At 54.2% G+C, this 11,382-nt stretch carries 12 protein-coding genes, 1 other RNA gene and 2 pseudogenes; 5 read left to right on the forward strand and 10 right to left on the reverse strand.

What is annotated here, in order from left to right:
• Positions 1-125: 125 nt before the first annotated feature.
• The 5 genes and pseudogenes from MFP24_RS02745 to smpB form a co-directional block, all read right to left on the reverse strand.
• A pseudogene (locus MFP24_RS02745) lies at positions 126-269 on the reverse strand (phage integrase N-terminal domain-containing protein); the annotation flags it as partial.
• Positions 270-1,060: 791 nt separating this feature from the next.
• Positions 1,061-1,306 carry a helix-turn-helix domain-containing protein gene (locus tag MFP24_RS02750; protein WP_137712680.1) on the reverse strand — a complete coding sequence of 82 codons (246 nt, stop codon included), beginning with the start codon at positions 1,304-1,306 and terminating at the stop codon, positions 1,061-1,063.
• A gap of 167 nt (positions 1,307-1,473) precedes the next feature.
• Positions 1,474-1,770, reverse strand: a pseudogene (locus MFP24_RS02755) (tyrosine-type recombinase/integrase); the annotation flags it as partial.
• 94 nt (positions 1,771-1,864) lie between these two features.
• Positions 1,865-2,228, reverse strand: a transfer-messenger RNA (tmRNA) gene (gene ssrA / locus MFP24_RS02760).
• Positions 2,229-2,278: 50 nt separating this feature from the next.
• Positions 2,279-2,761: an SsrA-binding protein SmpB gene (smpB, locus tag MFP24_RS02765; protein WP_136165443.1), complete on the reverse strand. Its 483-nt coding sequence runs from the start codon at positions 2,759-2,761 to the stop codon at positions 2,279-2,281.
• Positions 2,762-2,916: 155 nt separating this feature from the next.
• On the opposite strand from smpB, the gene MFP24_RS02770 reads away from it, so the two are divergent.
• Together MFP24_RS02770 and MFP24_RS02775 are read left to right on the forward strand one after the other, a co-directional pair.
• A complete protein-coding gene (locus tag MFP24_RS02770) occupies positions 2,917-3,351 on the forward strand; it encodes a type II toxin-antitoxin system RatA family toxin (protein ID WP_249229144.1) in 435 nt (144 codons plus the stop codon).
• Positions 3,344-3,628, forward strand: coding sequence for an RnfH family protein (locus tag MFP24_RS02775; protein WP_249229143.1), 285 nt, complete (start codon positions 3,344-3,346; stop codon positions 3,626-3,628). The genes MFP24_RS02770 and MFP24_RS02775 overlap by 8 nt, the downstream gene beginning before the upstream one ends.
• 114 nt (positions 3,629-3,742) lie before the next feature.
• Here MFP24_RS02775 and bamE read toward each other — a convergent pair whose 3' ends face one another.
• From bamE to nadK, 3 genes are all read right to left on the reverse strand, one after another.
• Complete coding sequence (gene bamE / locus MFP24_RS02780; protein ID WP_136165440.1) at positions 3,743-4,078, reverse strand: outer membrane protein assembly factor BamE; 336 nt, start codon at positions 4,076-4,078, stop codon at positions 3,743-3,745.
• 233 nt (positions 4,079-4,311) lie between these two features.
• The gene (recN, locus tag MFP24_RS02785; RefSeq protein ID WP_249229142.1) at positions 4,312-5,973 is read right to left on the reverse strand and encodes a DNA repair protein RecN; all 1,662 of its coding nucleotides are present in this window, start codon (positions 5,971-5,973) and stop codon (positions 4,312-4,314) included.
• 84 nt (positions 5,974-6,057) lie between these two features.
• A complete protein-coding gene (nadK, locus tag MFP24_RS02790; protein WP_249229141.1) occupies positions 6,058-6,936 on the reverse strand; it encodes an NAD(+) kinase in 879 nt (292 codons plus the stop codon).
• A gap of 132 nt (positions 6,937-7,068) precedes the next feature.
• Here nadK and grpE point away from each other — a divergent pair, with 132 nt between their 5' ends.
• From grpE to nudK, 3 genes are all read left to right on the forward strand, one after another.
• Entirely contained in the window at positions 7,069-7,647 is a 579-nt protein-coding gene (gene grpE / locus MFP24_RS02795; RefSeq protein WP_249229140.1) for a nucleotide exchange factor GrpE, read from the forward strand.
• A gap of 224 nt (positions 7,648-7,871) precedes the next feature.
• The gene (locus MFP24_RS02800; protein WP_249229139.1) at positions 7,872-9,110 is read left to right on the forward strand and encodes an Nramp family divalent metal transporter; all 1,239 of its coding nucleotides are present in this window, start codon (positions 7,872-7,874) and stop codon (positions 9,108-9,110) included.
• Between the two features lie 68 nt (positions 9,111-9,178).
• Positions 9,179-9,769 (forward strand): GDP-mannose pyrophosphatase NudK, encoded by a 591-nt coding sequence (gene nudK, locus MFP24_RS02805; protein WP_249229138.1) that lies wholly within the window; start codon positions 9,179-9,181, stop codon positions 9,767-9,769.
• 136 nt (positions 9,770-9,905) lie between these two features.
• Here nudK and tal read toward each other — a convergent pair whose 3' ends face one another.
• Positions 9,906-10,856: a transaldolase gene (tal, locus tag MFP24_RS02810; RefSeq protein WP_249229137.1), complete on the reverse strand. Its 951-nt coding sequence runs from the start codon at positions 10,854-10,856 to the stop codon at positions 9,906-9,908.
• A 30-nt stretch (positions 10,857-10,886) separates the two neighbouring features.
• A complete protein-coding gene (rpiB, locus tag MFP24_RS02815) occupies positions 10,887-11,345 on the reverse strand; it encodes a ribose 5-phosphate isomerase B (protein WP_249229136.1) in 459 nt (152 codons plus the stop codon).
• Positions 11,346-11,382 lie beyond the last annotated feature (37 nt).

Here is an 11,382-nt window from a genome sequence, read left to right on the forward strand (position 1 = left end):
TGTAAGGCGGAAGTAATTTGGCCAACACAGCGGCTTTACGTTCCGGTGAATAACGTTTCATATCAGGCTCCGTTGCCCCCATTGAGATTTTCAGTATGGGGTGTCAACTATCCTGCCAGAGGGGGATGCTGCACCGTGCGGATCTGAATATTCAAAGATAGCAGATGACTGGCAAGCCGCTCTGCAATTTTTAGTCGGTCATGCACCGTCTTATGGCTGCCGCCGGCCTGTCGGGCCAGCGTCTGCATCTCCCGGCTTAATCGTGACATATGTTATCCCCCCATCCTCAATAACCTCTGTTCTCCGGCGCACGGCGATTTACGACACGGATTTACCGTGCCGCACTGAGCAATACCTGCGCGCCGGAGCGGCAGCGGTTGAGGTATGACGGAGATATCGGTTATGCACTCGGTGCAGCCGCCTGCATCAGCAGGGTAATCCCCTCAGGCTGAAAGCCTGCCTCAGGTATCGGTTCAGTCCTCCTCTGATAAGTGGGTTGATGAGAATTGACGCAGAAAATGTGCGTCAGATGACAGGGCACGCCGGAAAGCGTTGTGGCGTAAGGGCTGGCGCAGAGATCGTTCGCGGCGTCACTTGCAACGGCTTTGCGCCGTATGAAGTGACGCCGCTGCCTCATGGATGCATTCGCTGAGGCAGCAAAAGGCCACAGACGGTTGCGCCAGCTATAAAGGGTGTTGTACGCATCAATGCGTATGCAAAAAGCAGTTGCTTCACGAAGAACAAGCAGGATATGGCACTAAGGCGCTGAAATAAGGTAGCTACCATCGCCGCAGCGATCTCCCGCAAACTGGTAGCGGAGCGGGTTGGGCGTCGACCACACAGGTTGGTCCTGCGCATTGCCTTGAAGGTCGTGGCAACATGGGAGTGCTGTGTGCAGCAGCGGTGTAGCACTGACAATTTACTGCGCCAAAATCCGTATATCAAGCGGCTAACGCGCTGCGCTTGTTGGCTCCTTACTGGATCTCTATTCCATAGAAATCCAGTAAGGAGCGTCTAAATCCACTAACAGGATGAAAAAATTTTTGTAAATTTTTAGTGACTAATCCGAAGTTCCATCTCGGTATTGTTGATGCTGTCCGCTGTTATAACGCGAAGGCCAGATCTCTTCGGGGCGTTTATGCAAGGCTTCGGCGATTAAGCGTTCTCCTTTAGGCCAATGTCGTGTCAGTGTATTTGCCAAAGTGGAAGAGGCGAGTCCCGCTTCTCTGGAAACCGCAGCCAACGTTGTGCCTTTCTTTCTTAAACCAGCAATGATATCTGCCGGATGCCAGTCTTGTTCAATCATACGAAGTCACCCAGGTTGATGTCCGTCAGAGGCGATGAAATCGTTTGTTCTGACTAAGGCATATTTTAATTTCTTCCTTTTTAGCATCCGCTAAGTGACTTTATCTTAAGAGTTACTAAAGACGCGGGAGAGAAAACATGGCTTCATACAATCACCCAATCACCCAATCACCCAATCGCCTTAAGTCCCCGGATCCCGCCTTCCAGCACGCTGCCGTTGTCCGCCGCTTTCACAAAGTCAGTCCGCCATTGCATCATAGGGCGGTGTTGTTACAGATAGTCGCTGCGGTTATAGGTTCGCCGTACTTCATTCTTATTCACATGGGCGAGGGCGGCTTTGATGACATCAGGCGGAAAATCTTGCTCATTGAGCGCGGTGCTGGCGGTTGAACGCATGCCGTGTGATACCAGAATGTCGCCTAATCCGGCGCGTTTTAGCGCGGCGTTGGCTGTCTGGCTATTCACAGCATCCAGCAGACGCAAAAAAGCCCGCAGGGCTTGCGCCATGCGGGCTTTTCGTACTTCACCGGCCTTATCTGGTAATAACCGGTGTCTAAATTGGTGGAGCTGGGGGGATTTGAACCCCCGTCCGGAATTACTCTACCGTCGGCACTACATGCTTAGTCTAGTCTTTACATTCGCCGGCCAGCTGCGGACAGACACGCCACTGACAAACTAGCCTGATTGGTTTTAACGCTTCAGCCCCAGGCAGGACATCCACGCGATCTCTTTTGGGTTTGACCTCTCTTGATCCCCGTCCTAAGAGCGGAGGCTAGGGAGAGAGGGCTCTTAGCAGGTTATTAAGCTGCTAGGGCGTAGTTTTCGTCGTTTGCGACTATTTTTTTGCGGCTTTTTACGAGGCCAACCGCCCCTCGGCATGCACCTTGGGCTTTGCAAATCCCGTCGAATCCAGAATCAGCCCCCAAGAAACTGTCGCCAGTATACCAGAACTTATATCACTTAAGCCACCGGCTTAGCGGTTTGCGTTCTTCATGATACGGGCTTTGTCTAATTTCCATTCACGTTCTTTGATGTCATCACGCTTGTCGTGATCTCTCTTGCCTTTCGCTACGCCGATTTTGACTTTGCTCCAGGCGTTTTTCCAGTACATCGATAAGGCCACCACGGTGTAGCCTTCACGGCTGACGCGCCCTATCAGAGAATCGAGTTCCCGTTTGTTGAGTAACAGTTTACGTGTACGCGTCGGGTCACAGACAACATGTGAAGAGGCAACGTTAAGCGGCGTGATGGTGGCGCCAAACAGATACGCTTCGCCGCTTATAAATGTTACATAGCTGTCGCTGATATTGGCCTTGCCCGCACGCAGTGATTTTACTTCCCAACCTTGCAACGAAAGACCGGCCTCAAATTCTTCTTCAATGAAGTACTCGTGGCGGGCGCGTTTGTTTTGCGCAATGGTGGCGGAGCCGGGTTTGTACGCTTTTTTCTTTGTCATAGTGCCGTCATTATACTGGATGTAAAAGGGAATGAAATCCCCGCCATGCGTCTGCGCCATTGTTAATGATATTGTGCGATAGTGCGCGCAGAATTTTTATCTGTAGGCTTATCAGTGCTATTATTTTGCGCGTTTTATGAATCACGGAAAATTGTATGCCCAAAATAAGTCGTTCTGCTCTGGTGCCGTTCAGCGCGGAGCAGATGTACCGGTTGGTTAATGATGTCTCTTCGTATCCTGCTTTTTTACCGGGTTGTACCGGTAGCCGGGTGCTGTCCGCTACGCCGGACGAAATGACCGCCGCCGTTGATGTTTCCAAGGCGGGGATCAGCAAGACATTTACCACGCGCAATACCCTGACCAATAACCAGAATATTAATATGCAGCTGGTCGATGGGCCTTTTCGTCAACTAAGCGGCGACTGGCATTTCACGCCGCTGAGCAATGATGCCTGCAAGGTGGAACTGCACCTTGATTTTGAATTCACCAATGCGCTGATTGAACTCGCTTTCGGTAAAGTTTTCAAGGAGCTGGCGGGAAATATGGTGCAAGCGTTCACGCAGCGCGCCAAAGAGGTTTACAGTGCCTGATATCCGCGTGGAGGTGGTTTATGCGTTACCGGAACGGCAATATCTGCGCACGGTAACCTTAGCGGAAGGCAGCTCGGTCGAGCAGGCGATTGCGGCATCCGGCCTGCTGGAGCTACGGGCGGACATCGATCTGCAGACCAACAAGGTCGGTATCTACAGCAGAACGGTAAAGCTGAGCGATATTCTCAACGATGGCGATCGCGTCGAGATCTACCGCCCGCTGATTGCCGACCCGAAAGAGCTGCGCCGACAGCGCGCCGAGCGCGCAAAAAAATAAGGCGTCGGCGCCTTATTTCTGCCGGCCATCGACAAGCTGGCAACACTCTTCCTGATAAATCCGCGGGTTTTAGCCGTGTCGGATGAACTTCACATGCAACCAGCCGGTGCCAGATTAATTCAGCGCGGCTTTGTTATCGATATTGGTTAATACGCCGCCGCTATTAAACGTCAGCGTCAGGGTCTGTTGTTTTACGGACTCATGACCAGGCTGTTGGCGGAATACGTAAAACCAGGTATCGCTGCCGAACGGATCCTGCATCATCGGTGTTCCCAGAGTGTAAGCGACCTGCTGTTTGGTCATTCCGGTATGAATTTTGGCGACATCGCCCGGCGCCAGATAGTTTCCCTGATTGATGTCTGGCCGATAAACCACTTTTTCTAATGTGGAACAGCCGGCAGTCAGCATAACAACTACCGCAGCGATGACGGTCAGCGTTTTACAGCGCATAGTGATTACATTCCTTAAGGGCATAGGTTGACGATGATAATAGACCTTGCCTGAATTGAAAACCTGCAAGACCCCAGTATGACCTCGGGAAGGCAAAAAAGTTGGGATTTTTTGTTATGGCGGGCTATCCCTGCCCGCTACTCTTCGAGCCGTCACTACGTGACGTTGAAAAACGCTCCTGGCGTTTTTTTATGGCGGATTTCCCTGCCCGCCGCGGTGTGGTGTTTTATGGCCTACGCGGCCAACAGTTCTTTGGCGTTCGCCAGGGTATTTTTGGTCACGGCGCTACCGCCTAGCAGGCGCGCCAGTTCCTGTAACCGGGCGCGTTTGTCCAGCGGTTGCATCAGCGTTTCCGTTTCCGCGCCGTCGGTCTGTTTGCTGACGAAGAAGTGCTGATGACCGCAGCCGGCGACCTGAGGCAGATGGGTGACGCACATCACCTGTGTCGATTCGCCAAGCTGGCGCAGCATTTTGCCGACAATCGCCGCGGTCGGGCCGCTGATCCCCACATCGACCTCATCAAAGATCAGCGCCGGCGTATCCATTTTTCTCGCGGTAATAACTTGAATGATCAGCGCGATACGGGAAAGTTCCCCGCCTGACGCCACCTTGGACAACGGTTGATGCGGTTGGCCGGGGTTGGTGGTGACGCAAAACTCAATGCTGTCCGCGCCGCTGGCCGTTAAATGCTCGGGGGTAAATTTCACCTCAATGGTGAAGCGCCCGTGCGGCATCGCCAGATCGTGCATATTGGCGGTGATGAGCTGAGCCAGTTCACCGGCGTGATGCTGCCGGCGAACGTGTAATTGCTCGGCGATATGCAGCGCCTGTTGATGATATTCGCTTACGGCGCGGCTCAGGGCGTGGTGATCGCTTTCCTGCTGATCCAGTAGCTGCTGCTCTTCCAACAGCTGTTGATGGAGTGTCGGCAACCCTTCCGGCGGCACATGATGTTTACGCGCCAGCGATAACTGGCGGGATAGCCGTTGCTCAAGTTCGTATAGCCGGATCGGATCGAGATCCATTTGTTCGCTGTAGTGGCGCAGCTCATCGCTGGCTTCGCTGATTTGAATCCCCGCGTCCTCCAGCATGGAAAGTACGCCGGACAGCTTCTCGTCCATGGCGACCAGCTCGCCGAGCCGCTGTCTGACGCTGTGCAGCATGCCGAGCATGTTTTGCTCTTCGTCGTCGCTCAGCAACTGTAACGTCTGCTGGCTCAGCGCCAGCAGCTGTCCGCTGTTCGCCAGACGCTTGTATTCGGCGTCAATCTGTTCGTATTCGCCGGGCTGGGGGGCGAACTCGTTCAGCTCTTTCAACTGGTATTGCAGCAGCTCGCGCCGCGCCTCCCGCTCGATGGCGGCCTGCTGCAACTGCGCCAGCTCACGGCAGCTCTGGTGCCACTGCTGCCAGATTTGCCGCATGGCGCCAAGCAACAGGGGTTCATCCGCGTAGGCATCCAGCAGATGCTTCTGGTGGTCGGGTTTGAGCAGTAATTGATGGGCGTGCTGGCCGTGCAGTTGAATCAGATGCTGGCCGAGTTCGCGCAGCTGCGAGAGCGGCACCGCGGTGCCGTTGATAAAACCGCGGGAGCGGCCGTCGGCGCCAATCACCCGGCGTAACAGACACTCGTTGCCGTCATCCAGCTGGTTTTGTTCCAGCCACCGGCGGGCGGCGGGCGTATCGGCCAGCGAGAAGCGGGCGCAGATATCCGCGCGGGCGGCTTCCGGCCTTACCATGCTGGCGTCGGAACGGTTTCCCAGACACAGGCCGAGAGCATCAATCGCAATGGATTTACCGGCGCCGGTTTCCCCGGTGATGACGCTCATTCCTGACTGAAAGTCGATTTCCAATTCGCGCACGATGGCGAAGTTACTGATAGTGAGTTGCGCCAGCATGATGGTTTCCTGTATGTAATAACAAGGTGTAATTACATACAGTATAAACTGGTTTTATATACAGTAAAGCAGTGAGTGAAAATTTTAGAATAATTTTTTAGACCAGCCGAGTTTTGTGCTTAATGTATTGAAATAGCTGTAATTTTCAGGGTGTATCAGGTTAAGGCAGTACTCGCTGCGGCGAATCAGCACCTCTTCCTTTTTCTGTATCGGCAGTGAAATCTGGCTGTCGCAGCTGATCTCCAGGTCGCTGGTGATATGGGAAAATTTTAACCGGATGGTGCTGCTGCTGTTGATGACCAGCGGCCGGGCCGAGAGCGTATGGGGAAACATCGGCACGATGGCGATGGCGTCCAGCGAGGGCGTGAGGATCGGGCCGCCGCCGGATAGCGAATAGGCGGTAGAGCCGGTCGGCGTGGAGATAATCAGTCCGTCCGAACGCTGCGAGAAAGCGAAGTTGTTATCGATATAGACTTCAAATTCGATCATATGCGCTACTTTGCCGGGATGCAGCACCACTTCATTAATGGCGGTGCTGATGCTGCTGGGCTGATCGGTACGGCAGATATGCGCTTCCAGCATAAAGCGGCGTTCGCTCAGATAATGGCCGTTCAATACTTCGGACAACTGCTGCTGCGCGTGGTCGGGATCCAGATCGGTCAGGAATCCGAGATTGCCGCGGTTAACGCCGATAACCTGAATGTCATAGCGCGATAATACCCGCGCCGCCCCCAGCATATTGCCGTCGCCGCCGACCACTACCGCCAGATCGGCCTGTTGCCCGATATCGGCCAGGCTGGCGGTACGGGCATCCTTCAGGTTCAGATCGCGGGCGATCTGCTGTTCAATCAATACCGAATAACCTTTGCCGGTCAGCCAATGATAGAGCATTTCGTGGGTTGCCAGCGCGGTGGGATGGCGCGGGTGGCCGACTATGCCAATGCAATTAAACGGTTTATTCATTGCTGTCGTTGTCCTCAGCGTGATGTGCCCGGAGCGGGTTGCAGCCAATATGCGACTGATTCCCTTGAATCCCCGGTTTTGATCCCCATAATAAGCAACTAGCGGGATTAATGCTAAAACGCGGAGAATTTCATGAGTAGTAAAGAACAGAATACGCCCGACGAGCAAGTCTTGGATCAAACGGAGACGGCAAAAGGGCAACAAGCGGAAGCCGAGTCGGGCTCGGCCGACCCGCGTGATGAGCGTATCGCCGAGTTGACGGCGCAGTTGAACGAGTTGCAGCAGCGTGAGCGCGATAATGTACTGCGCGCCCGCGCCGAAGCCGACAATATCCGTCGCCGGGCGGAAATTGACGTCGAAAAGGCGCATAAGTTCGCCGTCGAGAAGTTCGCCAGCGAAATGTTGCCGGTGATTGACAACCTTGAACGTGCGCTGGATACGGCCGATAAATCCAACGAGGCGCTGGCGCCGGTGATTGAAGGCGTCGAACTGACGCTCAAATCGCTGCTGGATGCGGTGCGCAAGTTTGGCATCGAGGTGATTGAAGAGGTTAACGTTCCCTTTAACCCGGAAGTCCACCAGGCGATGACGATGCTGGAATCAGCCGATCATAAGCCTAATCACGTAATGCTGGTGATGCAAAAAGGCTACACGCTGAACGGACGTTTGCTGCGCCCGGCGATGGTGGCGGTATCTAAAGCGAAAGAGTGAGTTGGTTTTACCCAAGTATTACTTCATACAAACCCTACGCTCCGGCGTGGGGTTTTTTGTTTATACTTTGTAAATGTTGGTTGATGTAAAAAAGTGTTTTTATTTTCTGTATCAATCATCATCTTAGGCTATCGGAAGAATCGGCATCGCCATTCCAAATGCGCTTGATAATCATTATCATTTATGTGAAGGTAGTAAAACATCAGCATTAGAAGGGGCATAGTATGCCGGGTAGCCGCGTCGTCGAGTCAGCAAGCCGTAGATCAAGAAAGATAAAGCTTTCGTTGATGGGACCGGCCTTTATCGCGGCGATTGGTTATATCGATCCGGGTAACTTCGCGACCAATATCCAGTCCGGCGCCGCCTACGGCTATACCCTGCTGTGGGTGGTGGTCTGGGCCAATATCATGGCGATGTTGATCCAATTGCTGTCGGCCAAGCTGGGGATCGCCACCGGTAAAAACCTGGCGGAGCTGATCCGCGATCGCTTTCCGCGTCCCGTGGTCTGGGCCTACTGGGTGCAGGCGGAGATTATCGCCATGGCCACCGATCTGGCTGAATTTATCGGGGCGGCCATCGGTTTTAAACTGCTGCTGGGGGTCTCTCTGCTTGAGGGCGCCATCCTGACCGGTATCGCCACCTTTCTGATTCTTATGCTGCAAAGCCGCGGGCAGAAGCCGCTGGAAATGGTGATTGGCGGCCTGTTGCTGTTTGTGGCGGCGGCCTACATCGTCGAGCTGGTATTTTCGCGTCCGGAAATGGCGGCGCTGGCCAAAGGGATGGCGATCCCCAGCCTGCCGACCTCCGACGCCGTCTTTCTGGCGGCGGGCGTGCTGGGCGCCACCATTATGCCGCACGTTATTTACCTGCACTCCTCCCTGACGCAGCGTGAGGGTAAACATACCCGCGAGCAGCGTTATGCGGCAACCAAAGTGGACGTGGCGATAGCCATGACGATAGCCGGGTTCGTCAATCTGGCGATGATGGCGACGGCTGCCGCGGCGTTTCATTTTAGCGGCAATCAGGATATCGCCGATCTGGATCGCGCCTATCTGACGCTGGAACCCTTACTGGGCCAGGCGGCGGCGACCATTTTCGGCCTGAGCCTGGTGGCGGCGGGGCTCTCCTCGACCGTGGTCGGCACGCTGGCCGGGCAGGTGGTGATGCAGGGTTTTGTTCATTTCCATATTCCGCTGTGGGTGCGGCGTAGCGTGACCATGCTGCCCTCCTTTCTGGTTATCTGGTCGGGGATGGATCCCACCCGGGTGCTGGTTCTGAGCCAGGTGGTGCTGAGCTTCGGTATCGCGCTGGCGCTGGTTCCCTTACTGTCGTTTACCGGTAACCGGGAATTAATGGGGAGCATGGTAAACGGCCGCCTGGTGCAAAATAGCGGAAAGGCGATTGTTTTTGTTGTCGTGGCGCTCAATGCTTATCTGCTCATCAGTACGGCTTTCGGGCTGTGACGCTACGTGCATTCCGCCACGCAGCGTTTTATCATCGGACACTGATTCTTCCTTGTTAAGGTTCAGTTATGTCGTCGCCAATTACCATTATCGAAAAGAAGCTGTTGTCCGACCACTGGTTTATTCTCCATAAGTATATTTATGATTTAAAAAGAAAAAACGGCGGCGTGGTGCGCCAGATCCGCGAAGTGTACGACCGTGGCGACGGGGCGACCATCCTGCTGTATAACCGCAAGAAGGGCACCGTCATTCTGACGCGCCAGTTCCGTATTCCCACCTATCTGAATGGCAATGAAAGCGGCATGCTGCTGGAAACCTGCGCCGGTTTGCTGGATGACCATTCCCCCGAAGAGTGCATTCGCAACGAGGCGGTAGAGGAAACCGGCTATACGGTCGGCAAGGTCGAAAAGCTGTTTGACGCCTATATGTCGCCCGGCGGCGTGACGGAGCGGGTGTACTTCTTTGCCGCCGAGTACGATGAATCCCTGCGGGAAAACGCCGGAGGCGGCGTGGAGGATGAAGATATCGAGGTGCTGGAACTGCTTTTCGCGCAGGCGATGGACATGGTGAAGGACGGCCGTATCAAGGACGCGAAAACCATTATGCTGTTGCAGCATGCCTATATTCAGGGGTGGTTCGGCGGGAAAGAAAGCCGGTGATCCGTCTCGACTCATATGTGCCGGTCCGGTCATTTGGGCGCTCAATTCCAACAACGTTAATCAGGCCGAACGCTCTGCCGAATGCGTCCGGCCCGATAGTCTGACTGTTAGGTCGAAGACTTCCGACGGAGACAAATTACAGTCTGGCCGCCAGCAGGTTTTCCAGTTTTTGCTGATCGGCGGCGAACAGACGAATCCCCTCCGCCTGCTTATCCACTGCCATCGGATCCTGATTATGCTCCCAGCGGAATTCGGCTTCGGACAAGGGCATAGGATGGTGAAAGGCTTCCGTTGGTGGAGTGAGCCGGCGTTCCACCTGTTCGGTACGGTTCTTTAACTGCTCCAGCAGCGGCGGGGAAATGGTCAGCCGATCGCAGCCCGCCAGCGCCAGAACTTGCTCTACTTTGCGGAAGCTTGCTCCCATAATCACGGTTGAGTAGCGGTAGCGCTTATAGTAATCATAAATGTTGCGGACCGATTCAACGCCAGGATCGTTCTCGACCTGATAATCACTGACCGGTTGTTTAGCCTGATGCCAGTCATAAATTCGGCCGACAAACGGTGAAATCAAGTATACGCCCGCTTCAGCACAGGCGCGGGCCTGAGCAAAAGAGAACAGCAGCGTCAGGTTACAGTTGATGCCTTCTTTTTCCAGTTCTTCCGCAGCACGAATACCTTCCCAGGTAGCGGCCAGCTTAATCAGAATACGTGAACGTGGAATCTCTTTTTCCTGATACATCCCGATGAGCTTACGGGCTTTTGCCACGCACATCCCACGATTGAATGAGAGCCGGGCATCTACTTCGGTAGAAATACGGCCAGGAATACTTTTCAGCACTTCGGCCCCGATATTTACCGCCAGTCTGTCGCCGGCATTGATCAGCTGGGTTTCCTTGCTGCCGCCCTGCTGGCGGGCGTAGGCGAGGGCGTCATCGAATAGCGGCTGATAGTAAGGCAGGCTGGCGGCTTTCAGGATCAGCGACGGATTGGTGGTGGCGTCCTGCGGCGCAAACTGGCGAATAGAGTCGATGTCACCGCTGTCGGCTACGACCACGGTGAACTGTTTAAGGGCTTCTAATTGGTTCATGGCTGAGCTCCTTGAATAAGTGGAAAAGGTTCACCGATCGTTTTCCTGATTTTCGTAATAGCTTATTTTCTCGACTTTAGGTGCGGATCCGCCGCCTTCAAACTCGGATGTCAGCCACACAGAGACGATCTCTTTTGCCAGTTCAGGACCGATGACCCGCGCACCGAGCGCAATAATCTGCGCATCGTTGCTTTTTCTCGCCCGCTGGGCGGAATAGGTATCATGGCACTGTGCTGCACGGATACCGGTCACTTTATTGGCGACGATACTCATGCCGATCCCGGTTCCGCACAGCAGGATCCCTCGCTCGTGTTTACCGTCTTTAATTGCGTGCGCCAGAGTGTAGGCAATATCCGGATAGATCGGATTATCGCCGGTTGGATCGTAACTATAGTCGGTTACCCGCAATCCCTTTTGCTGCAAGTAATCAAGAATCGTATTTTTCAGATCAATCGCGGCGCTGTCCGCACCAATCGCAATCGAGAGCATGTCTACCTCCTACCTCTTGAAATGTATTGGCTATAAA

The sequence above is a fragment of the Brenneria tiliae genome (assembly GCF_023347575.1).
In the GTDB taxonomy this organism is placed as follows: Bacteria; Pseudomonadota; Gammaproteobacteria; order Enterobacterales; family Enterobacteriaceae; genus Brenneria; species Brenneria corticis.